The sequence below is a fragment of the Azospirillum tabaci genome (assembly GCF_014596085.1).
GTDB lineage: Bacteria > Pseudomonadota > Alphaproteobacteria > Azospirillales > Azospirillaceae > Azospirillum > Azospirillum tabaci.
This window is the reverse complement of record NZ_JACCJY010000014.1, coordinates 19,730-46,197: the sequence shown is the minus strand read 5'-3', so window position 1 is coordinate 46,197 and position 26,468 is coordinate 19,730. Positions and strand designations below refer to the sequence as shown.

The window sequence follows — 26,468 nt, the reverse complement described above, 5'->3', positions numbered from 1 at the left end:
GCCCCGGGTCGCGGAGTCCACCCCGCGCTCCCGGGGCGCCCCCGCCGACCCGCGAAAGGCCGCCCCCCGGGGCGCGCCCTTTTTCGTTTGGGGATGGGCGGTCGTGGCCGCCGGTGCTACTGTCGTGGAGCACCGGGTGATGGAGACGGCAATGCACATCTCGCGGCTGGCCGCCGACAACAGGGCGCTGATTCCCCAGGACGTCTGCGATGCCTTGGGCTTGAAGGAAGGCGACCCGATCCTGTTTTCCGTGAAGGACGGGCAGGCGGTGATCCGCAAGGCGCCCCTCAAGGCGCCCAGCGTCGATACCGCTTATCTGAAAGCGCTGGAAGGCAGTCTGTCGAAATGGGCCTCGCCCGAGGACGACGAGGCGTTCGATGATCTTTGACCGCTGGTCCGTGGTGGTCCTTCCCTTTCCCTTCACGGACCTCGGTACAGCCAAGCGGCGGCCCGCGCTGGTTCTCTCGTAGGCGGACTTTCAGCAGGCTCATGGCCACATCCTGTGCGGCATGGTCACGAGTGCTGCGCACAGCGCGTGGCCTTCGGATGTCGAACTGACCGCTTATGCCGAGGCTGGTCTGAAGAAACCCTGCAAGTTCCGCTGCAAGCTTTTTACGCTTCAAGATGATCTGGTGCTCTATGGGCTCGGCATGCTAGCCGAGGCCGACCGGCTGGCCGTGACCGCGGTGACCTCCGGACTTCTGCCGCGATAGAGCTGCCGGCTTTCATTAAAAAAAAGCCGGAACCCTTGCGGGTCCCGGCCTTGAGGTGCGGGGATCGGGGGCAATCCCCGCGGGGGAGAGGGATCAGGCGTCAGCCGTTTCCAGCGCCGGATAGTCGGTGTAGCCGCGGGCGTCGCCGCCGTGATAGCTGGCCTTGTCCGGCGTGTTCAGCGCCGCGTCGCGACGGAAGCGTTCCGGCAGGTCCGGGTTGGCGATGAAGGGTTCGCCGAAGCTCACCGCGTCCGCCGCGCCGGCGGCGATTGCCGCTTCGGCCTGCTCCTTGCTGTAGCCGCCGTTGATGATGAAGGGGCCCTTGAAGATCCGGCGCAGCTCCGCCGCGAGGTGCGGGGCGCCTTCCGGCGGGGCCATGTGGTGGCCCGGCTGGCCTTCGATCACGTGCAGGAAGGCGAGGCCGTAGGGGTTCAGCGCCTCGGTGACATGGGTGTAGAGCGCCCGCGGGTCGCTGTCGGCCATGTCGTTGAATGTGCCGGTCGGCGACAGCCGGACACCGACCCGGCCGGGGCCGACGGCGGTGGTCACCGCGTCCACGATCTCCAGCAGGAAGCGGGCCCGGTTCGCCACGGCGCCGCCGTAGCGGTCGGTGCGCTTGTTGGTGCGGTCGCGCAGGAACTGGTCGATCAAATAGCCGTTGGCGCCGTGGATCTCCACCCCGTCCAGCCCGGCGTCGAAGACCGCGCGCTTGGCGGCGTCGGCGAAAGCCTTGACCAGACCGGGAATCTCGTCGGTCTCCAGGGCGCGCGGGGTGGGGAAGGGCGCCAAGCCCTTGCTGGTGTAGGACTCGCCGGCGGCGGCGATCGCCGAGGGGGCGACCGGCAGGGCGCCGTTCGGCTGGAATTCCGTGTGGGAGATGCGGCCGACGTGCCAGAGCTGCGCGGCGATCAGCCCGCCCTTGGCGTGGACCTCCTCCGCGATGCGGCGCCAGGCGAGCGTCTGCGCGTCGGTGTGGATGCCCGGCGTGCTGGGATAGCCCTGGGCGGTGGCCGAGACCTGCGTCGCCTCGGTGATGATGAGGCCGGCGGAGGCGCGCTGGCCGTAATATTCGGCCATCAGTGGGGTGGGAACGTTGCCCTCGCCCGCGCGGCTGCGGGTCATCGGCGCCATGATGACGCGGTTCGGCAACTCCATGGAGCCAAGACGCAGCGGCGTGAACAGATCGGCGGTGGTCATGATGCGGTTGCCCTCTCGATTCAAAAATCGGGTCCCACGTTGGGGTGTCCCAAAGTGGGGTCCGGGGGTCCGCGGGTTGGGCGGCGCCCGGTATGTATGTGCGTACATACTTGCCAGCGCCATCCGGGCTTGTCAAGTATGCACGTGCATACCTATTATCATTCAGCCGCCGCAGGGATCGGCGGCCAGTATGAGGGCCTGCATCGTGGACAAGACCGACACCCCGGCCATCGACCCGGCGATTGGCCCGGCGACTGACAACGGCTGTTGCGCCGCCGGGACCGACGCGCCCGCGCGCAAGCGCGATCGCGAGGCGACCAAGGGAGTCCTGCTGGACGCGGCCAAGATGGTGTTCGCCGAGCGTGGCTTCGACGCCGCGACCACGCGCGACATCGCGGGCCGCGCGGGTGTGAACGAGCAGTTGATCCAGCGCTACTTTTCAGGGAAAGCCGGACTGCTGCTGGCCGTCGTGGAACGCTACGGGCGCGAGGAGGGGAGCGGCTGCGCCATGCCGCCGCCGGGCGACGATCTGGAGGAGGATCTGGCGGCGTTTCTGCTGCACCAGCTCCGCCACGCCTGGAAGTGCCGCGACTTCACGCGGGTGATGCTGGCGCGCGCGCTGGTCGATCCGGACATCGCAAACGAGATGGCCCGTACCCTGTCGGAAAGCCGCATCCCCTGCCTGCTCAGCCGGCTGGAGATTTTCCGCGAGCGCGGGGCGATCGCGGCGGACGCCGACCTCGCCCATGTCGCGGCGGGCATCGCCACGCTCAGCTTCGGGCTGGGCTTCCTCGATCAGGTGGTGTTCGGGCGTTGCCCGGACCGGGTCAACGAGGTGGTGAAGACGCTCGCCCACACCATGGCCCACGGCCTCGCGCCGCGGGCCTGACCGGCCTCAATCGGCCATCAATCGGCGCGGCAGGCGGCGGCGCGGGCCTGTTCCGCCCGGTTCTGTTCGGCCCTGGCCTCGGCGCGGGCCGCCCGGTGGGTGAACAGCGCGTCCGCCGAATAGAGCGCCAGCGCCACCCAGATGCACACGAAGGCCAGCAGGTGGGAGGAGGTGAAGGCCTCGCCATAGACCGCGACGCCCAGCAGGAGCTGGCCGGTCGGGCTGATGTACTGCAGGATGCCGATGGTCGACAGCTTCAGCCGGGCGGCGCCGACCATGAACAGCACCAGCGGGATGGCCGTCACAGGGCCGGTCAGGATGATCAGCAGGTCGGTGCCCAGCCCGTGGACGCCGAAGTTCCCCAGCCCATGGGCGCCGAGCCACAGCAGATAAGCGATGGCCGGCGGCACCAGCAGCACCGTTTCCACCAGCAGCCCGATCACCGGGTCGATGGCCGCCTTCTTGCGGACCAGCGCGTAGACGCCGAAGGTCAAGGCCAGCGACAGCGCCACCCAGGGAACCTCGCCATAGGACAGGACGAGGCTCAGCACGCCCGCCGCCGCGATCACGACCGCCACGCCCTGCCGCTTCGACAGCCGCTCCTGAAGGAAGGCCATGCCCAGCAGCACGTTGATGATCGGGTTGATGTAGTAGCCGAGGCTGGACTGCACCAAATGGCCGTTGTTCACGGCCCAGATGAAGATGGTCCAGTTGCTGCCGATCAACGCCGTCGTCACCAGGAAGATGCCCAGCCGCCGCCAGCTTCCAACCCCGCGCAGGATGCCGGACAGGCCGCGCGTCGGCACCAGCCACAAGCCGACCAGCACCACGGTCCACAGCACCCGGTGGGCGACGACCTCCACCGCCCCGACGTTGCCGAGCTGCTTGAAGAAGATCGGCGCTAGCCCACCCCAGATCAGGAAGGCGGTCAAGGCGGCGGCGAAGCCCAGGGTGGCGGGGTTGCGCCCGTCGGCCTGCGGCGATGAGGGGGAGGGAGTCTGGGCCATGACTCCCCTTTACCATGCCCAAGAAATGGGCGATAGAAACGCCCCCTCATGCCCGCACTGCGCGCCGGGAATGCCGCATTTCCCGCAGGGGTTTTCCCGCTCAGCCCCCTCCGCCGCCTGTGGTGCCGCTTCCGCTTCCACTGCCGGTTGGCCCGCCGCTACGGGGCATCGAACCGGACGACCCCGACGAGCCCCGGCCGATCGGCACGTTGGTGCCGACGCCCTCATTGCGGACCAGCGCGCGGGCCTCGCGCAGCCGGTCCACGCAGCCGTCCGGATCGCCCTTGCCGGCGGCGGATCGCGCCTCGCCCAGCAGGCCGCGCAGCCGGTCCTTCTGCTCACCGGTCAGGGCGGTGTGATTGCGCCCGCCGGCCACCACCTTGTCGCCCAGAAACAGGTCGGAGAAGCGGGACACCTCGTCCCGGCAGGCGGTCAGCCGCTCCTGCTTGGGGACCGTTCCATCCTGGCCCTGCGCCAGAGCGGGAAGAGCCATCAGTGCCAGCAGCGCCGCCGCTGGAAACACGCGCCTGTCCATGACCGGGCCTCCTTGTCCGTGCCCCTCGTTCGTGCCGAGTCCGTGCCGACACCTCCGCGGATTCGTCGATGGAAAAACAAGGATGGGCCGGGGCCTGTTCCGCCAAAGGAAAAGGGCCCCGCGGTGGCGGAGCCCTTTGTCACACGTCTGCTGTCACACGTCTGCGGCGCGGATGGCCGATCAGGCGTTGGCGCCCGTCGCGACGCCCTTGTCGGCCAGCAGCGACTGCAGCTCGCCCGACTCGTACATCTCGCGCACGATGTCGCAGCCGCCGACCAGCTCGCCCTTGACGTAGAGCTGCGGGAAGGTCGGCCAGTTCGAATAGTCCTTCAGCCCCTGGCGCAGGCCCGGGTCCTCAAGGATGTTGATGCCCTTGAACTTCACGCCGACGGTGCTGAGCACCTGGACGACGGCGGCGGAGAAGCCGCACTGCGGGAAGACGGGCGTGCCCTTCATGTACAGCACGACATCGTTGCCCTTGATGTCCTGCTCGATGCGATCCTTGACGTTCTGGTCAACCATGTCTCTCGGCCTTCTTACGATGTCATCGTGACTTGCGGGGTGTCTTGCGGGATGCCGTCCTACGCGCCTTCCGGCACGGCGGTCGTCAGGGCGAGGGCGTGCAGCTCCCCGCCCATCTTGCCCTGGAGGGCGGCGTAGACCATCTGGTGCTGCTGCACGCGCGACTTGCCCTTGAAGGCGGCGGAGGTGACCAGCGCGGCGTAATGGTCGCCGTCGCCGCGCAGGTCGGCGATCTCCACCGTCGCGTCCGGGATGCCTTCCCTGATGAGCTTCTCGATCACCGCGGCTTCCATCGCCATGGCCGTCATCCTGTTCCGTCAATCCCTGCCCATGCGGGCGCTGCCCGTATAATTAGGCGGAGCGGCCGGGTTTGTCACCGGAGAAGCGACGACATTCCGCGGTGCGAAGGGTTTGGTGGTGCCGAAGCTCCTGCCCCCTCAAGCCTTGCCCCCTCCCTAACCCTCCCCCGCTTCGCAGGGGAGGGGACTGTTCTCCCTCTCCCGCCCAGCGGGGGAGGGAAGGGGCCCGCGGCGAAGCCGTGGGAAGGGTGGGGGCAAGACTCCGCCCCGAAACGAAAAGGCCGGGCGATGGCCCGGCCTTCCGTTCTTCGAACCCTCAACCGCGTCCGATCACTCGGCGGCGGCCATGTAACCGGGCAGCCAGGCCTCGTTGGCCTTCTTCAGGCGGGCGATGGTGATCGCCTCGCCGCCACGGCCGGTCAAGGCCGTGCCGTTGGTCTTGCCGAGCACGCTCACCGGCACGCCGGCCGCCTTCGCCTTTTCCTGCACCGCGGCGGCCTTCTCCGGACGGACGGCCAGGACGTAGCGGCCCTGGTCCTCGCCGAACAGGGTGCCGGCATCGGCGCCGTCGAGGCCCGACAGGTTGGCGCCGACGCCGCCGGCCATGGCCATCTCGGCCACGGTGACCAGCAGGCCGCCGTCCTGGATGTCGTGGCTCGACACCACCAGACCCTCGGCGATCAGGCCGCGGACGAACTCGCCGTTGCGGCGCTCCACCGCCAGATCGACCGGCGGCGGCGGGCCGTCCTCGCGGCCCAGGATCTCCCGCAGGTAGAGCGACTGGCCGAGATGGCCGGTGCCCTCGCCGACGAGCAGGATCGTGTCGCCCTCGTTCCTGAAGGCGATGCCGACGGCGATCATGGCGTCCGGCAGCAGGCCGACGGCGCCGATGGCCGGGGTCGGCAGGATCGCCTCGCCGTTGGTCTCGTTGTAGAGCGACACGTTGCCCGACACGACTGGGAAGTCCAGCGCGCGGCAGGCATCGGCCATGCCCTGGATGGCGCCGACGAACTGGCCCATGATCCGCGGCTTCTCGGGGTTGCCGAAGTTCATGTTGTCGGTGACGGCCAGCGGCAGGGCGCCGACGGCGGACAGGTTGCGGTACGCCTCGGCCACCGCCTGGGCGCCGCCGCGCACCGGGTCGGCGAGGCAGTAGCGCGGGGTGCAGTCGGTGGTGACGGCGATGCCCTTGCTCTGGCCGGGCAGCCGCACCACGCCCGCGTCGGCCTGACCGGACATGAAGCGGGTGTCGCCGTTCACGAGGCTGTCATACTGCTCCCAGATCCAGCGCTTGGACGCCTGATCGGGGCAGGACATGATTTTTTCCAGGATGTCGCCCAGCGACTTGTCCGCCGGCAGGGCGCGCACGGCGTCCTCCAGCTCCGCGGCGGCCGGGGTCGGCTCCCACGGACGGTCGTAGAGCGGCGAGGCGTTGGACACCGGCGCGATCGGCATGTCGCACCAGGTCTGGCCGTGCATCTTGATGACCAGCTTGCCGGTGTCGGTCAGCGTGCCGATCACGGCGAAGTCCAGCTCCCACTTGTCGAAGATCGCCTTGGCGACCTCCTCGCGGCCGGGCTTCAGGATGATCAGCATGCGCTCCTGGCTTTCGGAGAGCATGATCTCGTAGGGGGTCATCCCCTCCTCGCGCATCGGCACGTCGTCGAGCACCAGCTCGATGCCGAGCCCGCCCTTGCCGGCCATCTCGACCGAGGAGGAGGTGAGGCCGGCCGCACCCATGTCCTGGATGGCGACGATGGCGTCCGTCTCCATCAGCTCCAGGCAGGCCTCGATCAGCAGCTTCTCGGTGAAGGGGTCGCCGACCTGCACGGTCGGGCGCTTCTCCTCCGAATCCTCGCTGAACTCGGCCGACGCCATGGTGGCGCCGTGGATGCCGTCGCGGCCCGTCTTGGAGCCCACATAGACCACCGGGTTGCCGACGCCCGCGGCGGCGGAATAGAAGATCCGGTCGGCCTTGGCCACGCCCACGGTCATCGCGTTGACCAGGATGTTGCCGTTGTAGGCCGGGTGGAAGTTGGTCTCGCCACCAATCGTCGGCACGCCGACGCAGTTGCCGTAATGGGCGATGCCGGCCACCACGCCCGACACCAGATGGCGGGTCTTGGGATGCTCGGGCGCGCCGAAGCGCAGCGCGTTCATGTTCGCGATGGGCCGGGCGCCCATGGTGAACACGTCGCGCAGGATGCCGCCCACGCCCGTCGCCGCACCCTGGAAGGGCTCGATGTAGGACGGGTGGTTGTGGCTCTCCATCTTGAAGATGATGGCGTCGCCGTCGCCGGCATCGACCACGCCGGCGTTCTCGCCGGGGCCGCAGATGACCTGCGGGCCGGTGGTCGGCAGCGTCATCAGCCACTTCTTCGACGACTTGTAGGAGCAGTGCTCCGACCACATTACCGAGATGATGCCCAGCTCCGTGTAGGTCGGCTGGCGCCCCAGGATCTCCAGGGCGTTGTTGTATTCCCCTTCGGACAGGCCGAACTCGCGGGCCATCTCCAGGGAGACTTCGGGCTGCTGCGCGGTGGTCACGACAGGGCCTCCACCAGACCATCGAACATGGGCTTGCCGTCGGTGTTGCCGTGGAAGGCGGACACCGCGTCCTCGGGGTGCGGCATCAGGCCGAGCACGGTGCGCTTGGCGTTGAAGATGCCGGCGATGTTGTCCAGCGAACCGTTCGGGTTCCAGTCGTTCCGGTTCCAGCGCGGGGCGGCGTCGCCCTCGTCGCTGACGTAGCGGAAGGCCACCTGGCCCTCGCCGTCCAGCCGCTTCACCGTCTCGGCGTCGGTCCAGTAGTTGCCGTCGCCGTGCGCCACCGGGTAGCGGACGATCTGGCCCTTGCGGTACTTGGCCGTGAAGGGGCTGTCCGTGTTCTCCACCCGCAGATGCACCGTGCGGCAGATGAACTTCAGCTTGGCGTTGCGCATCAGCGCGCCGGGCAGCAGCCCCGCCTCGGTGATGATCTGGAAGCCGTTGCAGATGCCGAGCACCCGCACGCCCTGATCGGCCCGCGCCTTGACCTCGCGCATGATCGGCGAGTGCGCCGCCATGGCGCCGGAGCGCAGATAGTCGCCATAGGAGAAGCCGCCCGGCACGAGGATGAGATCGACCTTGGGCAGTTCGGTGTCGCGGTGCCAGACCAGATGCGGCTTGGTTCCGCTGGCGGCCTCCAGCGCGGCGACGGCGTCGCGTTCGCGGTTGGAGCCGGGGAAAACGATGACGGCGGCCTTCATGGGGCTTGGAAAATCCGGCGTCGTGGGGGGAACGGTTCGAGGCCGGACACTAAAGGCCCCGCCCCGTCAAAGCAAGGGCAAGGACCCCGCCATTCTCCCTTATCGGCCCTGCGTTGACGCGCCGGCGGCCTGTTCTCGCAGCCAATCGGGGAAGGCGGGCGCCTCGGTGTGGCCGCGCTGGCGGCTTTCCAGCAGGTAATAGTGGCCGGACACCACCCCTTCGGACCCCAGCGGCGCGGTCAGCCGCCCGGTTTCCAGCGGGCGTTCCACGAACAGCCGCGGCACGATGGCGACGCCCAGCCCGTCCTCGGCCGCCTGGATGGCGAAGTAGGTGTGGTCGACCTCCATCCGGTTGCGGAAGGCGTCCAGCTCCAGCCCGTGCGCCGTGCTCCAGGCCGGCAGCAGGTCGGCGCGGGCGCGGATGGTGATGACCGTCCGGCGGGTCAGGTCGGCGGGGCTGCGCAGCGTCTCCAGCCCCGGCAGGGACGGGCTGCACACCGGCACGCAATGCTCGCGCATCAGCGGCAGCGGCTTCAGCCCGGCGAAATGGGCGGGGTCGCGGCGGATGGCGTAGTCGAAGGGACGGCCGATGTCGATCGGGCCGGGGGCGGTGGACAGCGACACCGCCAGCTCGGGGAAGCGCTGCTGGAACAGGGGGAGGCGCGGCAGCAGCCAGTGCATGGCGAAGGTCGGGATGCAGTCCACCCGCAGCGTCCGCCGCCCGTCGCCGTCGAGCAGCGTGTCGGTCGCCTGCTGGATCTCGGTGAACAGGTCGGCGATGCGGGTGAAGTAGCGCGCCCCGGCCTCGGTCAGCCGGACCTGCCGCTGGCTGCGATCGAACAGGGGAACGCCGAGAAAGAGTTCCAGGCTGCGGATCTGGCGGCTGACCGCGCCGGGGGTGACGTTCAGCTCCTCCGCGGCGAGGCGGAAGCTGGAATGGCGGGCGGCGGCGACGAAGGCGCGCAGGGCGTTCAGCGGTGGGAAGCGGGAGGACATCCGTTGAGCTTTTCTCACCGGTCGGCGGAAGACAAGTCGTTTGTCGGTTTCCTACCGGCTGGCTAGGGTGCCTGCCGCTTTCCGTCGTCCCCTGGTCCGTCATGTCTCACATCACCCGCCGGCTGGTCTGGTTCCTCGGCGTCTCGCAGCTGCTGTGCTGGGGGATCTCCTATTACCTGATCGCCATTTTCGGAAACCCCATGGCTGCGGACCTGGGCCTGAGCCTGCCGGTGGCCTTCGGCGGCTTCACGGCGGCGCTTCTGGTCATGGGGGTGGTGTCGGGCAGCGTCGGGCGGGCCATCGACCGTTGGGGCGGGCGCCCGGTGATGGTCATCGGCTCGCTGCTGACGGCGGCGGGGTGCCTGGGGCTGGCCACCTCCACCGGGCTGGTGAGCTATTACGCCTCCTGGCTGGTGCTGGGTCTGGCGATGCGGGCGAGCCTGTACGAGGCGGCCTTCGCCGCCCTGGCCCGGCTGGGCGGCCCGCTGGCGCGGGTGCCGATCTCGCAGATCACGCTGCTGGGCGGGCTGGCCTCCACCGTGCTCTGGCCGGTGGGGCAGGCGATGGCCGACGCCTGGGGCTGGCGCGGCGCCCTGGTCGCCTACGCCGTGATCGCGCTTCTGACGATCCCGCTGCACGCGGCCATCCCGTCCGACCGCTACGTGCGCCCGGCGCCGCCCGCCGGGACGGAACCCGCCGGACCCGTTGGCCCGCGGCGGAGCTGGGTGGCGCCGCTGTTCTACATGGTGATGACCACGGCGGTGGGGGTGCTGACCTCGGCGATGTCGGCGCACATGATCGGCATCCTGGTCGGGCTGGGGGCGGCGCCCGCGGCGGCGGTGTGGATCTCCACGGTGCGCGGCGTCGGCCAGTCCTCGGCCCGGCTGTGCGAGGTGCTGTCCGGGTCCCGCCTGCACCCCACCGCCCTGGCGCTGCTCGCCTGCGGCCTGCTGCTGCCCGGCTTCCTGATCGGCTTGTGGAGCGGCGAGGTGCTGGCGGCCGGCGTCGCCTTCTCCCTGCTGTTCGGGGCGGGGGCCGGGCTGGCGACCATCGTGCGCGGCACGCTGCCGCTGGTGCTGTTCGACCCGCAGAGCTACGGCCGGACGGTCGGGCGGCTGCTGGTGCCCAGCTTCTACGCCGCCGCCCTGGCGCCGATGGGCTACGCGGTCATCATCGAGCGGGCGGGGGAGACGGCGGCGCTTCTGCTCTCCGCCGTCCTGGCGCTGGTGGCGGTGGGGGCGGCGGGGGTGCTGTGGGCGGCCGCCCGCCGCTGAGAAATCAGTCTCCGCCGTTCAGGCGTTTGCTCCAATCCTCGACGCCCTGGGTCAGCCGGCGTTCGGCCAGCGTCCGCCACGTCTGGGCCAAGACGGGCAGGGAGGCCATCTCCGCCAGGGCGTCACGATTCTGCGTGTCCACATAGAGGACGTGCAGCAACCGGGCGAGCGTCCATTGCGGGTAGGGGCGCTCGACCAGGGTCAGCCGGTCGCCGGGGCCGATCGCGCCGGGTTCCGGCACGCGATAGTACCAGCCGGTGCGCCCGGTGGTCTGGACGCGCTTGGCCATGTCGGGCACGGTGAAGCGGTGGTTCAGCTTCCAGCAGGGCTGGCGGGCCTGGGCGACTTCCAGCAGCGCGGTGCCGGCGCGGAAGCGGTCGCCGACGCAGACGTCGGCCTCGGTCAGGCCCAGCGTCGCGATGTTCTCGCCGAAGGCGCCGGGCTGGCCGAGCAGCGGCACCTCTGCGCCCAGCTCGTCCCGCCACGCCGGGTGGTGGTCCAGCGGGTAATGATGGATGGCCTTGTCCGGCCCGCCATGGACGCGGCGGTCGGCCTGCTCGTCGTCCAGGAAGCCTTCGGGGCCGACGGCGCGCGGGCCGTCCACCGGGAACTTGGCGATGGCGCTGGTCCGTCCCGGCGGGCCGAAGGGAGCGGCCTTGCCGACGAGGACGGCGGTGATGGTGGTCTCGGTCACGGTGTCGTCTTTCCTTTGGGCGTCTTCTTGTCTTTGGCCGGTTTCGGTCTGGTCGCCTTCATGGCTCTGGCCTGCTCCTGCAGGGCCACATAATGGTGCCAGACGAGCTGGGCGGCGAGGCTGCGGTGCGGGCGCCAGGGCTCGGCGACGGCGAGGAGCTGCGCCTGGGTCGGCTTCTCCGCCCAGCCCTTCAGCCGCTGCACGCCGAGCTGGATGGCGAGGTCGCCGACCGGCCAGATATCCGGCCGGCCGAGTGCCATCATCAGGTAGATCTCGGCGGTCCAGCGCCCGATGCCCTTCAGCGCGATCAGGGCGGCAATGGCCTCCTCGTCGTCCATTTGGTGAATGGCGTCGAAGTCGAGCCGGCCGTCCGCGACGGTCTGGGCCAGCCCGCGGGCGTAGCCGATCTTCTGGCGCGACAGGCCGCAGGCCCGCAGATCCTCGTCGGGCAGGGCCAGGATGGCGTCGGGGGTCACCACCCCGACCATGGCCTGGAGCTTGGCCCACAGCGCCGCGGCGACCGTGGTGGACAACTGCTGCTCGATGATCAGGCAGAGCAGGCCGGAGAAGCCGTCCGGGCGGCGGAAGTCGCGCACCGTCGGACCGCCGACGCGCAGGGACTCGGCGAAGATGGGATCGAGCGCGGAGAGATGGTCGATGGACATGATCGAACGAAAATGGGGGATGCGCGGCGGTTGCGCATCCCCCATTTTCCGACAGGCAGGATTGAGCGGAGGCCGCCTCAGGCCACCAGCTCGATCGCGTAGTCCTCGATCACGGTGTTGGCCAGCAGCTTGGTGCACATGGCCTCGACCTCCTTGCGGGCGGTGGCCTCGTCGGTGCTCTTCAGCTGAAGCTCGATGACCTTGCCGGCGCGGACGTCCTCGACGCCGTCGAAGCCCAGCGTGTGCAGCGCGTGCGCGATGGCCTTGCCCTGGGGGTCGAGAACGCCGCGCTTGAGGGTGACGTGAACCTTCGCCTTCATCGGATGTCCGCTCGCTTGATGGTGCTGATGGGTTGGGAAAACTGATTACTGAACGGTCTTGGGACCCTTGACGTCCACCGGGCCGCCTTCGGGCAGAATGCCGAGGCGCCGGGCGACCTCCTGGTAGGCTTCCTCGACCTGACCGAGATCCTGGCGGAAACGGTCCTTGTCCAGCTTCTCGTTGGTCTTGATGTCCCACAGGCGGCAGTTGTCGGGGCTGATCTCGTCGGCCAGGACGATGCGCATCTCCTCGTTCTCCCACAGCCGGCCGAACTCCAGCTTGAAGTCCACCAGCCGCAGGCCGATGCCGAGGAAGAGGCCCGACAGATAATCGTTCACGCGGAGCGACAGCGCCACCATGTCGTCGAGGTCCTGCGGAGCCGCCCAGCCGAAGGCCGTGATGTGCTCCTCGGTGACCATGGGATTGTTCAGCTCGTCGGACTTGTAATAATACTCGATGATCGAGCGCGGCAGCGGGGTCCCCTCGGGGATGCCGAAGCGCTTGGACAGCGAGCCGGCGGCGGTGTTGCGCACGACCAGCTCGATGGGGATGATCTCGACCTCGCGAACCAGCTGCTCGCGCATGTTCAGACGGCGCACGAAGTGCGTCGGTACGCCGATTTCCGACAAACGGCTCATCAGGTATTCGGAGATGCGGTTGTTCAGCACCCCCTTGCCGGTGATGATGCCCTTCTTCTGGTTGTTGAAGGCGGTCGCGTCGTCCTTGAAGTACTGCACCAGCGTGCCCGGCTCCGGACCTTCGAACAGGACCTTCGCCTTGCCTTCGTAGATGCGCCGACGTCGTGTCATGAGAGATCGTCCAAAAACGTGTAGCCTGGACCGGCGGGTGACCGGTCCAGGGGATATGCACGAGTGATATAGCAAGCTGGCCCAGGGAACACAATGCGCGGGGTCCGCGGCGGCCCCTACCCCAACGAGACGGGCTGCCACGGCGCCTCGTGAGGGCGGCCGGCGGCGAAGTGCCAAACGGGGTCCAGGTCCGGGCGCTCCACGGCGGGCAGGGCGATCAGCGCGCTCGACACCGTGCCGAAGCCGGTCGGCAGCAGGAAGTTCATCGCCCCGCGCTCGCCCCGCTCGCCGTCCCAGATGCGGCTCGCCAGCAGTTCCGGCCAGCCACCCCACAGGTTCCCGTCCTCGCCCCGCTCCGGGTCGGGCGGTGCTGCGTGCTGGAAGAGGGGCAGATACTGGGCCTGCCGCGGGTCCTCCGCCACGTCGTCCAGATCGCTGGCGGTGATCATGTGCGCGCCTTCGGGGATCTCGATCACCTCCGGGCGGTTGCGCGGGGAGGGGCCACGATGCACCAGCAGACGGGCGTCCCGGTTGTCGGCGATCAGCAGGTTGAAGGGGCGGTAGGCCCGCGTGTCGAGCTGCGCCATGGCCAGCGCCGCCTCCGCCGCGTCGGCGAAATCCAGCGCGTCGAGCACCAGTTCCCCGCGCGACCGCTTGCCGGCCTCCGGCCCCAGCGTGCCCATGCGGTTCAGCACGGCGGCGACGACCCCTTCGTCGTTCAGGCCCAGCCAGGAGCCGCCGGCCAGCTCGTCCAGTCCGGCGACGACGTTGGGACGGTCGGGCCAGTGGCGGCCGGGCGCCTTCCAGGGCCGTCCGGCCATCTCGTCGCGGTTGGCGCCCAGGATCAGGGGCCATGTTGCGTCCGGTCGTCGCAGGAGGATCACGCTGCACATGGGGAATCTTGCCTTCCGCTTCCCTCTTGGGTATGTCGCCGCACGCCGGATTCGCCGATTGGCCGGTGGGTGGGGGCGATGACGACGCCCGATCCACCGGCTATATAGTCTTGTATCTGGGAGCGCAAAACCAATCCAAGGAGCCGGGTCCCATGACGATCTTCGACGAGCGCGAGAGGGCCTTCGAGAACAAGTTCCAGCACGACCAGGACCTGCTCTTCAGGATTCGCGCGCGCCGCGACCGGCTGGCGGGGCTGTGGGCCGCGAGCCTGCTGGGCCTGACGGGTGGCGAGGCCGACGCCTACGTCCGCCAGATCATCGACGCCGACATTTCGGCCACCGGCCCGCACGACGTCCGTGACCGTCTGGCGGCCGACCTGCACGCCAGGGGCGTCGACATCTCCGACCACCGCGTGGAGAAGGAACTGGCCCGTCTGCTGGACGTCGCCCGCCAGCAGGTGCACGCGGAGTAAGGGTCTTGCCCCCTCCCTGACCCTCCCCCGCTCTCGCAGGGGAGGGAAGGGGCCCGCGAAGCGGGAAGGGTGGGGGCTCCGAGGATCAGCGAAGCCCCCGACCGATCACTCGCCGAACACGCGCTTGAACACCATGTCGACGTTCTTCGTGTGGTAGGTCATGTCGAACATCGGGGCCAGCGTCTCGCGGGAGATGTGCTTCGCGACGTCCGCGTCCGACGACAGCAGGTCCAGGAAGTTGCCGCCCTTCTCCCACACCTGCATGGCGTTGCGCTGCACCGCCTTGTAGCTGTCCTCGCGGCTCATCCCGGCCTGGGTCAGGGCCAGCAGGACGCGCTGCGAGAAGACCAGGCCGCCCAGGTCGTCCAGGTTCTTCTGCATGCGCTCCGGATAGACCACCAGCTTGTCCATCATGCCGGTCAGGCGGGCCAGCGCGAAGTCCAGCGTCACCGTGGCGTCGGGGCCGAACATGCGCTCGACCGAGCTGTGGGAGATGTCGCGCTCGTGCCACAGGGCGACGTTCTCCAGCGCCGGGACGACGGCGGCGCGCACGATGCGCGCCAGACCCGTCAGGTTCTCCGACAGCACCGGGTTGCGCTTGTGCGGCATCGCCGAGGAGCCCTTCTGGCCCGGATGGAAATACTCCTCCGCCTCGCGCACCTCGGTGCGCTGCAGGTGGCGGATCTCCACGGCCAGATTCTCGATCGACGAGGCGATGACGCCCAGAACCGAGAAGTAGAAGGCGTGGCGGTCGCGCGGGATGACCTGGGTGGACACCGGTTCCGGCGTCAGCCCCATCTTGGCGGCGACGTGCTGTTCCACCCGCGGGTCGATGTTGGCGAAGGTGCCGACCGCGCCGGAGATGGCGCAGGTGGCGATGTCGGCGCGCGCCTGGACCAGACGCTCGCGCCCGCGGGCGAAGGCGGCGTAATGGCCGGCCAGCTTCAGGCCGAAGGTCGTCGGCTCGGCGTGGATGCCGTGGCTGCGCCCGATGGTGACGGTGTCCTTGTGCTCGTAGGCGCGGCGCTTCAGAACGGCCAGCAGCTTGTCCAGGTCATCGAGCAGCAGGTCGGCGGCCTGGGTCATCTGCACGGCGAGGCAGGTGTCCAGCACGTCCGACGAGGTCATGCCCTGGTGAACGAAGCGCGCCTCCGGCCCGACATGTTCGGCGAGGTTGGTCAGGAAGGCGATGACGTCGTGGCGGGTCTCCCGCTCGATCTCGTCGATGCGATCGATCTCCCACTTGCCGCGCTCCCACACGGCGGCGGCGGCCTCCTTCGGGATGACCCCCAGCTCCGCCTGCGCGTCGCAGGCGTGCGCCTCGATCTCGAACCAGATGCGGAACCGGTTCTCCGGCTCCCAGATGCGGGCCATTTCGGGGCGGGTGTAGCGGGGGATCATCGGACTCTCCGGGGATGGCGGACCTGAACGCTCGGGGGCGGGCGGGGGGCGCATCGGGACTTTGCAGCGGCGGAAACCGCCCCCTGTTGCTCGCGCGCGGGACCATAACCGCGCCGGACGGCGCTGCAAAGCCCCTTCGCAGCCCCTTTGGGCGCGATGTACGCGTCATAAGGTTTCCAAGGACAGGCTTGTCTTCCCGGAAAAATCGCAAAGACTGGCAATTCGTCGCGCCGACTTCCTCACCTTGACCTTGCCGAGTCCCGCCCACGCGCACTAATGATGTGGCATATGCGCCGCGGACGGGCAACGCCGGGCGTGGTTCCAGGAGGGCTTTCGTTGTCCGATCCGATCGCCGAGTTGATGCGCGAGCCGTCCCGGACTTCGGACGAAAGGCGCCTTTACCGTCTGCAGTTCCTGACCTCCCTGTTTCTGGTTGCGGCGGTGGTGGTGGGCTTGGGCGCCTATTTCATCTGGCAGCACCGGTTGGACTTCGAAGCCGACCTGAAGCAGACCGAAGCGCGCTACCTGGAAGTGCAGCGCCAGACCCTGCAGGAGGAGCTGGAGAACGCGCGTTCCTACCTCGCCTACATGCGGTCGCGCACCGAACCGCTGCTGCGCGCCGAGCTGCGCGCCAAGGTCGACGAGGCCTACGGCATCGCCTGGACCATCTACGAGCGCGAGAAGGAGTATCTGCCCGAGGAGTCGATCCGGCAGTCGATCAAGGAGACCCTGCGGCCCCTGCGTTTCTTCGCCGGGCGCGGCTACTACTTCATCGACGACCTGCAGGGCACCTGCGTGCTTCTGCCCACCGACCCGCAGCGGGAGGGCAGCTCGCTGCTCGACAACCGCGACGACCAGGGGCGCCCGATCATGCGCAACCTGATCCGCGCCGTGGACGATCCGGAGATGCAGGGCTTCACCCGCTACCGCTGGTACGCGCCGGGCAACCCGCACAGCATGTCCGACAAGTTCGCCTATGTCCGCCGGTTCGAGCCGTTCAACTGGCTGATCGGCACCGGCGATTACATCGGTGCGGTGGAGGAGAAGCTCCAGCGCGAGACCCTGGAGCGGCTGCGCGCCCGGCGTTTCGGGGATTCCGGTTTCATCGCCGTTCTGCGGGAGGATGGCGAGGTGCTGCTCTCCCCGACTTCCCCGGCGGCGGAGGGCAAAAACGCCCGCGACCTGCCCTGGGAGACGGAGCGGGATCTGGTCACCCGTCTGCTGGAGGCCGGCCGGCAGGGCGGCGGGGAGCTGCGCTTCGACTGGGTGCATCCGGTGACGGGGCGCCCGGCGCCGAAACTGTCCTACGCCACGGCACCGGACGTCTGGGGGTGGGTGCTGGTCGCCGGATTCTACACCGACGACATCGACGCCGTGCTGGCGCAGCGGCGGGCCGAGATCAGCGCCGGCATGAAGAAGCGGATCCTGACCACAGTGGCGGTGCTGGCGCTGGCGCTGGGCGCGTCGGCCTGGGTGTCCTGGCTGGTCACCGGCTGGGTCCGCCGCATCGTCCGCGGCTACCAGTCCAACATGCGGGAGAGCGACAGCATGCTGCGCGAGCGGGCGCGGCAGCTCTACCTCGCCAATTTCTTCGTGGACCATGTGTCCGAGATCGTCGTGCTGGCGGATGCGGAGCTGCGCATCGCCTACGTCAACCCCTTCGGCTGCGCCGCGCTGGGCGCCCCGCTGGCCGGGCTGGCCGGCAGCCACGCCGACCTGCTGGAGCGCTTCCGCGACGAGGCGGCCGAGGCGTCGGCCCATTACGAGACTCTCTACCACACGCGCGACGGGCGCGCGCTGGAGCTGGAGGTGACGGCCAGTCGCGTCACCTACGACGGCGACGCCTATTACTGCGCCATCGCCCGCGACATCTCGGAGCGCAAGCGCGCGGAGTGGGAGCTTCGGTTGTCCGCCAAGGTGTTCGACAACGCCGCCGAAGGCATGGTCGTCACCAACGAGAGGAACCGCATCGTCGCGGTGAACGACGCCTTCTGCCGCATCACCGGCTACAGCCGCGAGGAGGTGATCGGCGGCGATCCGGCCATGCTCGCCTCGGGCCGGCAGGACGGCGCCTTCTACGCTGAGATGTGGGTGAAGTTGAAGGGGGAGGGCCACTGGTCCGGCGAGATCTGGAACAAGCGCAAATCCGGAGAGGTCTATCCGGAGTGGCTCAGCATCCAGATGGTGCGCAACGAGGCGGGGGAGGCCGTCAACTACATCGCCGCCTTCTCCGACATCACCGAGAAGCGCGCCCAGGAGGAGCGCATCCGGCATCTGGCGCAGTACGACTTCCTGACCGACCTGCCCAACCGCTTCCTGCTGCGCGACCGGCTGGAGCGCGCGATGCTCGCCGCCGACCGGCACGGCACCAAGGTGGGCCTGCTGTTCGTCGATCTCGACCGCTTCAAGACCATCAACGACAGCCTGGGGCACGGCGTCGGCGACCGGCTGCTGCGCGCGGTGGGGGCGCGGCTCCTGGAGACGGTGCGGGCCAGCGACACCGTCAGCCGCCAGGGCGGCGACGAGTTCGTCATCCTCCTCAACGACCTGGACGGTCCGGACGCGGCCTGCTCGGTGGCCCGCAAGGTGCTGCGCGTGATGACGGAATCTTTCCCAGTGGACGGGCACGAGCTGCAAATCTCCCCGTCCATCGGCATCGCGCTCTATCCCGACGACGCGCCGTCCATCGACGCGCTTCTGAAATGCGCGGACATGGCGATGTACGCCGCCAAGGAGGCGGGGCGCGCCAACCACCAGTTCTTCACGCCGGAGCTGAACAAGCGGGCGTCGGAGCGGATGTGGCTGGAAAGCAACCTGCGCCACGCCCTGGCCGACAACGAGCTGGAACTGCATTTCCAGCCGCAGTTCGCGGTGGACGGCCGCCGCCTCGTCGGGGCGGAGGGCCTGCTGCGCTGGCGCCGCCGCGACGGCACGATGATCCCGCCCGACCAGTTCATTCCCGTGGCCGAGGACACCGGCCTGATCCAGCCGATCGGCGACTGGGTGCTGGGCGAGGCCTGCCGCCGCGCCGCCGACCTGCTCGCCCACGGCCATCCGCTGCTCATCGCCATCAACCTGTCGGCGGTGCAACTGCGCCGTCCCGGTCTGGCCGACCGCGTGGCCTTCTGGCTGGACGCCTACAAGGTGCCGGCCCGCTGCCTGGAGCTGGAGGTGACGGAAAGCGTCCTGATGGACGAGTCCGACATGGTCACCGGGACCTTCGCCCGGCTGCGGGAGATGGGGGTGGCGCTGGCCATCGACGATTTCGGCACCGGCTATTCCAGCCTCAGCTATCTGAAGCGCTTCCGCGTCGACAAGCTGAAGATCGACCGCTCCTTCGTGACCAGCCTGACCGACGGCTCCGACGGCGGGGCCATCGCCGAGGCGATCATCGGCATGGCGCGCTCGCTGCGCATGCAGACCCTGGCCGAAGGGGTGGAGACGGAGGAGCAGTTCGGCGGGCTCGCCCGGCTGGGCTGCGACCAGATCCAGGGCTATCTGCTGGGCCGCCCCATGCCCTACGACGAGTTCGTGGCCTTCATCGCCCGTCACGCCGCCGCCCCTGAAGCGGTCGGGGAGGCGGTTGGCTGACGGGCGATGTGCCGCGAGGGCGGCCTTACGCCCCCAGCACGCTGCGGTCGTTCTTGGCGACCAGCGCCTGGAAATAGGGGCCGAGCTTGGCGTCGTCGAGGCCGAAGGCCTGCTGGAAGCGCGCGATCAGGTCACGCTCGCCCTGTTCGGCCTGGCCATCGGCCATGGCGCTGTCGATCATGTTCAGCAGGATGCACAGCCGCTGCTGCTCGTTCAGGTTCGGCGTGGCGGCGGCCAGGAAGGCGTCGGGCGGGGTGCTGCGCGCGTATTTGAAGCAGCGGTCCAGTTCCTCCCGCGTGGCGCTGCGTCCCATCACGGACAGCAGGTGGCCGACCTCCTCCGGGTCCAGCTCCCCGTCCGAGCCCATGCAGTAGATCAGCGAAACGACCAGCGACCGGCGGGGGGTGAGATCCAGCGGCGCCGATCCCTTGAACATGTCGAAAAGGCCCATGGTGCTACCTCTATGGTGACGAACGCCGCACATATGGGGGCGCTGGTCCGGGCGACAAGATGGACCCGCAGAACAGGGTTGCGGCTACATCAACCCTTGGGCTTTGAAGCTGACGTGCTTGCCCCTGCCGACGATGACATGGTCGTGGACCGCGATGCCCAGGCTGTGGGCGGCGCGCAGGATCTCCTTGGTCATCTCCACATCGGCGCGGCTGGGGGTGGGGTCGCCGGAGGGGTGGTTGTGCACCAGGATGATGGCGCTGGCCGACAGCTCCAGCGCGCGCCTGACCACCTCGCGCGGGTAGACCGGGGTGTGGTCCACCGTGCCGGTCTGCTGCACCTCGTCGGCGATCAGCTTGTTCTTGCGGTCGAGGAAAAGCAGGCGGAACTGCTCCATCGGCTGGTGCGCCATGGCGGCGGTGCAGTAGTCCAGCAGCGACTGCCAGTTGGCCAGCACGGGCCGGTCCATCACCTGTTGCCGCATTCCGCGCAGCGCCGCCGCCCCGACCGCCCGCAGCGTCGCGACGGCCTTGTCGGAGGCCAGCGAGACCTCCCCCACGCAATAGCCGCGCAGGCGGGGCGGCGGGGCGTTGACGACGCTCCAGATGTCGCCGAAATCGCGGATCAGCGCCTTGGCCAGCGGCTTCACATCGCGGCGCGGGTTGACCGCGAAGAGGATCATCTCCAGCAGCTCATAATCCTGGAGCGCGTCCGGCCCGCCGTCGAGAAAGCGGGTGTAGAGCCGCTGACGGTGACCCTTGTGATGGGGTTCCTCCAGGTCGGGAACGGCCAGGGGGGAGGTTGCGGACGGCTCCAGCCCGGGAAGCTCCTGAGCCTCCTCCGCATCCCCCGCTCGCTTCGCGCTCTTCCGTCCCGCCATCCCGACGCCACCATACGAATGTGTGCGTCGGGACTATACCTCTTCCGCGCGAAAATCACATCCGCGGGAATATCATACGGCTGCGGTCGCTTCCTCGGCCGGGACGGCGTAGGGGGGCTTGTGGAAGCCGGCAGGGGACAGGGTGAAGATCTCGCAGCCGTCCTTGGTCACGCCGATGGAATGCTCGAACTGGGCGGACAGCGACTTGTCCTTGGTCACGGCGGTCCAGCCGTCGCCGAGGATCTTCACGTCGTAGCGTCCGGCGTTGATCATCGGCTCGATGGTGAAGATCATGCCTTCGCGCAGAACGGCGCCGGTGCCGGGGTTGCCGAAATGCAGGACCGACGGCGGCTCGTGGAAGACGCGGCCCAGCCCGTGGCCGCAGAAGTCGCGGACCACCGAATAGCGCTGGCTTTCCGCGAAGGTCTGGATGGCGTGGCCGATGTCGCCCAGCGTGGCGCCCGGCTTCACCTGAGCGATGCCGATCATCAGCGCGTCGTAGGTGACGTCCACCAGCTTCTTCGCCTTCACGCCGACGTCGCCGCACAGATACATGCGACTGCTGTCGCCGTACCAGCCGTCCAGGATGGGGGTGACGTCGATGTTCAGGATGTCGCCGTTCTGCAGCCGCTTGTCGCCGGGAATGCCGTGGCAGACCACATGGTTGACGGAGATGCAGTTGGCCTTCGGAAAGCCGCGGTAGCCGAGCGGGGCCGGGACGCCGCCATGGTCGCGGATGTGCTGTTCCAGCAACCGGTCCAGCTCGCCGGTGGTGACGCCGGGCTGGACGTAAGGCGTGATGAAATCGAGCGTGGCCGCGGCCAGCCGTCCGGCCTTGCGCATGCCCTCGAAATCCTCCGGCCCATGAATCCGGATGCGATGGGAATCGAGGTCGTCGTGGTCCAAGAGAGTCGTCCCTTACAGATCAGGTCCCAAGAAAACGCGCCGGCAGGCCCGGCGGCGAACAGAGATTGCGGTCAATCCGTGCGGATCGGCAGCGGCCGTTCCAGCTCGATCGCCTGCGGGGTGATCCTACAGGACCAGCACACGGCTTCCACCCCCGATTCGAGCGCGAGGCGCAATCCGGCGGCGTAGGCGGGGTCGATGTCGGCGGCGACTCGGAAGTAAGCGCAGTCGGCGCGCTGCACAAGGTAGACCATGACAGCCCGCGCGCCCTGGCGGACCATCTCCGCCATCTCCACCAGATGCTTGGCCCCGCGGGCGGTCACGCAGTCCGGGAACTCCGCAGCCCGCCCGTCGCCCTGGGCGGGACGGCGCAGATGGACGTTCTTGACCTCGACATAGGCCGGCGGCCGGGCCTCGTCCTCCAGCAGGATGTCGATGCGGGAGTTGCGCCCGTACTTCACCTCGCGGCGCAGCCGGGCGTAGCCGGCCAGCTCCGGGACGGTGCCGGCGGCGATGGCGGCGGCGACCAGCCCGTTGGGATGCGAGGTGTTGACGCCGACGAGGCAGGGCGCGTCCGGATCGTCCAGCGCCTCGACCAGCTCCAGCGTGTGGGCGAGTTTGCGCTTGGGGTTGTCCGACCGCGACAGCCAGACGGCGGAGCCGGGGGCGTCCAGCCCGATCATGCTGCCCGAATTCGGCACATGGGCGGTGACCAGCGCGCCGTCGAGGTCCACGTCGGCGAGGAACCGCTTGTAGCGGCGGACGAGGCGGCCTTGCAGGAGGGGGGTGGGGAAGCGCATCTTGGGCCCTAGGTTAAAGCGCGCCCCCGCCGTCCGGCAAGCCCGCCGGTCCCGTCATCCCCGCCTCAACCGAGAACGGAGCCGACTCCGCATGTCCTCTTCCTCCGCCACGCCCAACCCGACCGCCGCCGTCCTGGTCATCGGCAACGAGATCCTGTCGGGCCGCACCAAGGACGCCAACCTGCCGCACATCGCGGAGAAGCTGGTGGGCATCGGCGTCCGCCTGCGCGAGGCGCGCGTCGTCCCGGATGTGGAGGAGGAGATCATCGCGGCGCTGGACGCCCTGCGCGGCCGCTACGGTTACGTCTTCACCACGGGCGGCATCGGACCGACCCACGACGACATCACGTCGGCCTGCGTCGCCAAGGCCTTCGGCGTGCCGCTGGAACGCAACGCCGAGGCCGTGGCCCGGCTGGAGCGCCATTACGGCGATCCGTCGAAGCTGAACGAGGCGCGGCTGCGCATGGCCAACATCCCGGCGGGGGCGTCGTTGATCGACAACCCGATCAGCGCCGCGCCGGGCTTCCGCATCGGCAACGTCTTCGTCATGGCGGGCGTGCCCAACATCATGCAGGCGATGCTGGACGGCGTCCTGCCGCAGCTGGAGGGCGGGCCGGACCTGCACGCCCGCACCGTCGCCTGCGAACTGGCCGAGGGGCAGATCGCCGCGGATCTCGGCGCCCTGCAGGATCGCTATCAGGATTTGGAAATCGGCAGCTATCCCTATTTCCGCAACGGCTTCTTCGGCGTCAGCCTCGTGCTGCGCGGCACGGACGAGGCCCGCTTGGTGGCGGCCACGGAGGAACTGGCGGGCATCGTCCTGCGCTTGGGCGGTACGCCGAACGTCACGGTGGGGACCAAAGGCTAGAACGGTCCCTACGACGCCAAGCCATCCTTGGTCATATTGTCGCCGCCATAGGTAATTCTATGTTGAGGACTGGGAAGTGACGGTTATGAAAAGTCGTGCCATGAAACCCTTCGAAAAAGCGGCGATCCTGTTCTTGCTGAAGCATCTGGCATCCGGCGTGGCCGGGGCTGTTGTCTTGGCGACGGGGCTTTTGGTTCTCGACGTCGCCAATCTGGCGACGCTGATGGGAAGCAGCGATCACGGTATCATTGCCGCGATCATGCTGTATGCCAGCCTCATCCTCACCTTCGGCAGCGTGGCGATGGGCATCGGCATCATGACCCTGAACGAGGACACGCGGCCCTGACCGGCGCCGGACGGACACCCGCCCGGATGAAACCCGGCCGGACCTGGGCCGCTCAGAACGGCCCGAAGCTGTCGTACGCCCAGACCAGCGCCACGATGGCGGCGACCCAGACCGCCGCGTAGGGCAGCCAGGTGTTGCGGTTGCGCCGCAAGGTCGCCGGCACGACCAGCACGGCGACCATCAGCACGCTCACCACGCCCAGCCAGTTGATCGACTCCAAACTCACCTCCCTTGAACGCCAGGGTTGCGGGGATTTTTGCGTGTCCGGCGTCCGAAACGCGCTCAATCCTTGACCAAACGCCCGCTGATTGTCTAAGTCAATCCAGCGGAACGGTGGGCTGCATACAGTGATATGCAACTCCGGCGGGCGGGGGCAACCTGTTCTCCGAGCCGATCCGCGACGGTGCGCGGGCGTGGCGGAATCGGTAGACGCAAAGGACTTAAAATCCTTCGCCAACGGCATGCGGGTTCGAGTCCCGCCGCCCGCACCATGCCTCCAAGGACGGAGCGCAGGCCGCCGCCCTCGCCTGGGGCGTGAGACAGATTGTCCCGGAACCAACCCCCCTGTTCGTCCGGCCCCGACCATCCTGTACGCTCGCCGAGGTCGCAAGCGGTGACGCTTGCACACTCATCAGGGGAGAGGGGTTATGAGTCGGGGCGTGGTTCGTGGGACGGTGCTTGCGGGGCTGGTGCTGCTGTCGGCGTCCTGCCAGACGGCGGGATACAACACAGGGGAGCGGGTGCAGATCGACTGCGACCGTTCGCCGATCCAATCCAGTTGGAGCAACGTCTACACGCCGACCTGGGGGAAATGCTACCGCGTGACGTCCGAGCGGGCGGAGGTTATGAGCACGGTTCATCATCGTCATTTCCAGATTCCCGGCGGGCACGCCGACGTCGTCCATCATGTGGCCGGGCACAACACCTTCATCACCCAGGGCGATCTGCGAAGCGCCGTCCGCACCTACAACAACGTGGCGGCGAACGGCACGGACTGGGGGGAGCCGCGGAACGAGACCATGGGCGGCCAGGAGTACGAAACGCAGACGTTCCTCCTGAGCGGCAAGTCCTGCATGGCCTTTCGCGTCAGGGCCGCCCCGGCGGCCACCCTGCCCGGCTACCGAAGCGCAACCTACGGCTACGCCTGCGCCAACCGGCTGGACCGGGAGCTGGTGGAGCGGCTTTTGCCGTCCTTCAGCTATGATGTCGCCCGTGCGGAAAACGCTCCGGTGAAACCGATTCCCCCGACGCCGGCGAAGCGGAACTGAGCGTTCCTCATCAGGGCGGCGGCCAAGCCGCCCGTCACCGCCCCCCCCAGACCACGCGGGCGGTCAGCATCAACCCGTTTCGCGCGGGCGGATGGCACGGCCCCTCGATCGCGGTCGTGTCAGGGGGGAACGTGAGCCGAGTCAATCGCCAACAAATTCTCCGCAGGGAAGTTTCTACGCCGTCCGGACTTGTATCGGCGGCCAGGGATCAGGCTGCCACTCCGGAGGCGCAAGTGACGGCTTCGGTCCCCAATGTTGCTTATAAGAAAAACGTTTGAAAAGTAATGCTCCAAGCCAATGCCGGCCGATGCTGTCGCGGTCATCCGGCGGTTGCGTCTGATATTCACTCGCAACAACAGGGCATCGCGTGATGCGATAGGCCGCGATTTCTCCAAATTTCGGTGTTCAAGCGGTTGCCAGGGGTCCATAATTCGGGCATGGTCTTTTCCGAAACCCGACAAACCGACAAACGAACCGCAGGAGGCAGGACGTGAAGGGCGATCCGCAGGTCATCACCCATTTGAACAAGATCCTGACCAACGAGCTGACGGCGATCAACCAGTACTTCCTGCATGCCCGCATGCTGAAGAATTGGGGTCTGAAGCGCATTGCGCACAAGATCTACGTAGAATCCATCGACGAGATGAAGCACGCCGACAAGATGATCGAGCGCATCCTGTTCCTGGAAGGTCTTCCCAACCTCCAGGATCTGGGCAAGCTGATGATCGGTGAGGACGTACCGGAAATGCTCGGCAACGATCTGAAGGTGGAGCATAAGGCCCGCACCGACCTGATCGACGCCATCACCCTGTGCGAGCAGGTCCGCGATTACGAGACCCGCGCGCAGCTCACCGAACTGTTGGACGACACCGAAGAGCACATCGACTGGATCGAGACGCAGCTCGACCTGATCCAGCGTGTGGGCATCGTCGCCTACCAACAGGAGCAGATCTACGGCGAGAGCTGATCCGCTCGGAGCCGCCCAAGGCTGTTCGGACGGGCGCGGCCGCGACTGCGCCCCCCGTCGCCCCCCCTTTTGCGCGGAGCGGCAAGGTGGAGTGAGCAACGCCTTGTTAACCATGTTGTCGTAGCTTGCGGGTTTCCGCTTCAGTTTGTACGGGAACCGCCATCATGCTCCCCATCACGTCCTTGCAGGTTGACGACCTGACGCCGGAGGAGACCGCCGCCGTCGCGCACGCCTATCTGGCGGCGCTGGATGAAAGCGACCTGGATCAGGGCGATCATGAGAGCGCCTTCGACCGGGCGCTGGAGACCCTGCGCGGTTACCGTCCCGGCCTGCCGCTGAACGTCGCCGCGGCGGAGCTGGAACTGCTGCTGGTCTCCCTGCCGGCTGCCGTCTCCACCGCGCAGGAGCCCGCCCTGGCGTAAGGCGCGCCCGGCCGTCTTCTCCTCGGTTCACGAA

29 protein-coding genes and 1 tRNA gene are annotated in these 26,468 nt (G+C 68.3%); 11 read left to right on the top strand and 19 right to left on the bottom strand.

From position 1 onward, the window contains the following. Nucleotides 1-388 (top strand): AbrB/MazE/SpoVT family DNA-binding domain-containing protein (locus H0B54_RS29785; protein ID WP_246472529.1); only part of this gene is annotated, 388 nt, incomplete at its 5' end. A 418-nt stretch (nucleotides 389-806) separates the two neighbouring features. Here the strand turns inward: H0B54_RS29785 and H0B54_RS14620 are convergent. Next, complete coding sequence (locus tag H0B54_RS14620) at nucleotides 807-1,910, bottom strand: alkene reductase (protein WP_188260935.1); 1,104 nt, start codon at nucleotides 1,908-1,910, stop codon at nucleotides 807-809. A 190-nt stretch (nucleotides 1,911-2,100) separates the two neighbouring features. Here H0B54_RS14620 and H0B54_RS14615 point away from each other — a divergent pair, with 190 nt between their 5' ends. Further along, complete coding sequence (locus H0B54_RS14615) at nucleotides 2,101-2,799, top strand: TetR/AcrR family transcriptional regulator (protein WP_211109381.1); 699 nt, start codon at nucleotides 2,101-2,103, stop codon at nucleotides 2,797-2,799. Nucleotides 2,800-2,816: 17 nt separating this feature from the next. Here H0B54_RS14615 and rarD read toward each other — a convergent pair whose 3' ends face one another. The 7 genes from rarD to H0B54_RS14580 all read right to left on the bottom strand — a co-directional run bounded on the left by rarD (nucleotide 2,817) and on the right by H0B54_RS14580 (nucleotide 9,406). Then, nucleotides 2,817-3,806: an EamA family transporter RarD gene (gene rarD / locus H0B54_RS14610; RefSeq protein WP_188260933.1), complete on the bottom strand. Its 990-nt coding sequence runs from the start codon at nucleotides 3,804-3,806 to the stop codon at nucleotides 2,817-2,819. Nucleotides 3,807-3,906: 100 nt separating this feature from the next. Next, nucleotides 3,907-4,341 carry a hypothetical protein gene (locus tag H0B54_RS14605; protein ID WP_188260932.1) on the bottom strand — a complete coding sequence of 145 codons (435 nt, stop codon included), beginning with the start codon at nucleotides 4,339-4,341 and terminating at the stop codon, nucleotides 3,907-3,909. A gap of 180 nt (nucleotides 4,342-4,521) precedes the next feature. After that, nucleotides 4,522-4,863: a Grx4 family monothiol glutaredoxin gene (gene grxD / locus H0B54_RS14600; RefSeq protein WP_014239508.1), complete on the bottom strand. Its 342-nt coding sequence runs from the start codon at nucleotides 4,861-4,863 to the stop codon at nucleotides 4,522-4,524. Nucleotides 4,864-4,922: 59 nt separating this feature from the next. After that, complete coding sequence (locus H0B54_RS14595) at nucleotides 4,923-5,162, bottom strand: BolA family protein (RefSeq protein ID WP_188260931.1); 240 nt, start codon at nucleotides 5,160-5,162, stop codon at nucleotides 4,923-4,925. Between the two features lie 330 nt (nucleotides 5,163-5,492). Further along, the gene (gene purL / locus H0B54_RS14590) at nucleotides 5,493-7,673 is read right to left on the bottom strand and encodes a phosphoribosylformylglycinamidine synthase subunit PurL (RefSeq protein ID WP_188260938.1); all 2,181 of its coding nucleotides are present in this window, start codon (nucleotides 7,671-7,673) and stop codon (nucleotides 5,493-5,495) included. 32 nt (nucleotides 7,674-7,705) lie between these two features. Further along, complete coding sequence (gene purQ / locus H0B54_RS14585; protein ID WP_014239512.1) at nucleotides 7,706-8,410, bottom strand: phosphoribosylformylglycinamidine synthase subunit PurQ; 705 nt, start codon at nucleotides 8,408-8,410, stop codon at nucleotides 7,706-7,708. Between the two features lie 99 nt (nucleotides 8,411-8,509). Further along, a complete protein-coding gene (locus H0B54_RS14580) occupies nucleotides 8,510-9,406 on the bottom strand; it encodes a LysR substrate-binding domain-containing protein (RefSeq protein ID WP_188260930.1) in 897 nt (298 codons plus the stop codon). 101 nt (nucleotides 9,407-9,507) lie between these two features. Here H0B54_RS14580 and H0B54_RS14575 point away from each other — a divergent pair, with 101 nt between their 5' ends. Further along, nucleotides 9,508-10,680, top strand: a complete 1,173-nt coding sequence (locus H0B54_RS14575) for an MFS transporter (protein ID WP_188260929.1) — start codon at nucleotides 9,508-9,510, stop codon at nucleotides 10,678-10,680. Nucleotides 10,681-10,684: 4 nt separating this feature from the next. On the opposite strand, the gene H0B54_RS14570 is transcribed toward H0B54_RS14575, so the two are convergent. From H0B54_RS14570 to H0B54_RS14550, 5 genes are all read right to left on the bottom strand, one after another. Then, the gene (locus H0B54_RS14570) at nucleotides 10,685-11,374 is read right to left on the bottom strand and encodes an MOSC domain-containing protein (RefSeq protein ID WP_188260928.1); all 690 of its coding nucleotides are present in this window, start codon (nucleotides 11,372-11,374) and stop codon (nucleotides 10,685-10,687) included. After that, nucleotides 11,371-12,039 (bottom strand): DNA-3-methyladenine glycosylase family protein, encoded by a 669-nt coding sequence (locus H0B54_RS14565; protein WP_188260927.1) that lies wholly within the window; start codon nucleotides 12,037-12,039, stop codon nucleotides 11,371-11,373. The genes H0B54_RS14570 and H0B54_RS14565 overlap by 4 nt, the downstream gene beginning before the upstream one ends. Before the next feature lie 77 nt (nucleotides 12,040-12,116). Then, nucleotides 12,117-12,359, bottom strand: coding sequence for a phosphoribosylformylglycinamidine synthase subunit PurS (gene purS, locus H0B54_RS14560; RefSeq protein ID WP_188260926.1), 243 nt, complete (start codon nucleotides 12,357-12,359; stop codon nucleotides 12,117-12,119). Nucleotides 12,360-12,404: 45 nt separating this feature from the next. After that, a complete protein-coding gene (gene purC, locus H0B54_RS14555; protein WP_014239519.1) occupies nucleotides 12,405-13,169 on the bottom strand; it encodes a phosphoribosylaminoimidazolesuccinocarboxamide synthase in 765 nt (254 codons plus the stop codon). A gap of 116 nt (nucleotides 13,170-13,285) precedes the next feature. Then, nucleotides 13,286-14,062 (bottom strand): NRDE family protein, encoded by a 777-nt coding sequence (locus H0B54_RS14550; protein WP_188260925.1) that lies wholly within the window; start codon nucleotides 14,060-14,062, stop codon nucleotides 13,286-13,288. Between the two features lie 152 nt (nucleotides 14,063-14,214). On the opposite strand from H0B54_RS14550, the gene H0B54_RS14545 reads away from it, so the two are divergent. Further along, the gene (locus H0B54_RS14545; RefSeq protein WP_188260924.1) at nucleotides 14,215-14,535 is read left to right on the top strand and encodes a DUF1476 domain-containing protein; all 321 of its coding nucleotides are present in this window, start codon (nucleotides 14,215-14,217) and stop codon (nucleotides 14,533-14,535) included. A 105-nt stretch (nucleotides 14,536-14,640) separates the two neighbouring features. On the opposite strand, the gene purB is transcribed toward H0B54_RS14545, so the two are convergent. Continuing rightward, nucleotides 14,641-15,936, bottom strand: a complete 1,296-nt coding sequence (gene purB / locus H0B54_RS14540) for an adenylosuccinate lyase (protein WP_188260923.1) — start codon at nucleotides 15,934-15,936, stop codon at nucleotides 14,641-14,643. Between the two features lie 336 nt (nucleotides 15,937-16,272). Here purB and H0B54_RS14535 point away from each other — a divergent pair, with 336 nt between their 5' ends. Further along, complete coding sequence (locus H0B54_RS14535; protein WP_188260922.1) at nucleotides 16,273-19,527, top strand: bifunctional diguanylate cyclase/phosphodiesterase; 3,255 nt, start codon at nucleotides 16,273-16,275, stop codon at nucleotides 19,525-19,527. A gap of 25 nt (nucleotides 19,528-19,552) precedes the next feature. Here H0B54_RS14535 and H0B54_RS14530 read toward each other — a convergent pair whose 3' ends face one another. From H0B54_RS14530 to sfsA, 4 genes are all read right to left on the bottom strand, one after another. Continuing rightward, on the bottom strand, nucleotides 19,553-19,978 hold the full coding sequence (locus H0B54_RS14530) for a tellurite resistance TerB family protein (RefSeq protein WP_188260921.1): 426 nt from the start codon (nucleotides 19,976-19,978) through the stop codon (nucleotides 19,553-19,555). Nucleotides 19,979-20,062: 84 nt separating this feature from the next. Continuing rightward, entirely contained in the window at nucleotides 20,063-20,857 is a 795-nt protein-coding gene (radC, locus tag H0B54_RS14525; RefSeq protein ID WP_188260920.1) for a RadC family protein, read from the bottom strand. A 72-nt stretch (nucleotides 20,858-20,929) separates the two neighbouring features. Continuing rightward, a complete protein-coding gene (gene map, locus H0B54_RS14520; RefSeq protein ID WP_188260919.1) occupies nucleotides 20,930-21,763 on the bottom strand; it encodes a type I methionyl aminopeptidase in 834 nt (277 codons plus the stop codon). Between the two features lie 71 nt (nucleotides 21,764-21,834). Then, nucleotides 21,835-22,563 carry a DNA/RNA nuclease SfsA gene (gene sfsA / locus H0B54_RS14515; protein ID WP_188260918.1) on the bottom strand — a complete coding sequence of 243 codons (729 nt, stop codon included), beginning with the start codon at nucleotides 22,561-22,563 and terminating at the stop codon, nucleotides 21,835-21,837. A gap of 91 nt (nucleotides 22,564-22,654) precedes the next feature. Here sfsA and H0B54_RS14510 point away from each other — a divergent pair, with 91 nt between their 5' ends. Further along, nucleotides 22,655-23,431: a competence/damage-inducible protein A gene (locus H0B54_RS14510; protein WP_188260917.1), complete on the top strand. Its 777-nt coding sequence runs from the start codon at nucleotides 22,655-22,657 to the stop codon at nucleotides 23,429-23,431. Nucleotides 23,432-23,531: 100 nt separating this feature from the next. Continuing rightward, entirely contained in the window at nucleotides 23,532-23,777 is a 246-nt protein-coding gene (locus H0B54_RS14505) for a hypothetical protein (RefSeq protein WP_094303180.1), read from the top strand. Between the two features lie 52 nt (nucleotides 23,778-23,829). Here H0B54_RS14505 and H0B54_RS14500 read toward each other — a convergent pair whose 3' ends face one another. Beyond that, entirely contained in the window at nucleotides 23,830-23,997 is a 168-nt protein-coding gene (locus H0B54_RS14500; RefSeq protein WP_188260916.1) for a hypothetical protein, read from the bottom strand. Nucleotides 23,998-24,184: 187 nt separating this feature from the next. On the opposite strand from H0B54_RS14500, the gene H0B54_RS14495 reads away from it, so the two are divergent. The 4 genes from H0B54_RS14495 (at nucleotide 24,185) to H0B54_RS14480 (ending at nucleotide 26,434) form a co-directional block, all read left to right on the top strand. After that, a tRNA-Leu gene (locus H0B54_RS14495) sits at nucleotides 24,185-24,268 on the top strand. 156 nt (nucleotides 24,269-24,424) lie between these two features. Beyond that, the gene (locus H0B54_RS14490; RefSeq protein ID WP_188260915.1) at nucleotides 24,425-25,045 is read left to right on the top strand and encodes a hypothetical protein; all 621 of its coding nucleotides are present in this window, start codon (nucleotides 24,425-24,427) and stop codon (nucleotides 25,043-25,045) included. 490 nt (nucleotides 25,046-25,535) lie between these two features. Further along, nucleotides 25,536-26,012, top strand: coding sequence for a bacterioferritin (bfr, locus tag H0B54_RS14485; RefSeq protein WP_038529301.1), 477 nt, complete (start codon nucleotides 25,536-25,538; stop codon nucleotides 26,010-26,012). 164 nt (nucleotides 26,013-26,176) lie between these two features. Next, nucleotides 26,177-26,434, top strand: a complete 258-nt coding sequence (locus H0B54_RS14480; RefSeq protein ID WP_188260914.1) for a hypothetical protein — start codon at nucleotides 26,177-26,179, stop codon at nucleotides 26,432-26,434. The last annotated feature ends 34 nt before the right edge of the window (nucleotides 26,435-26,468 follow it).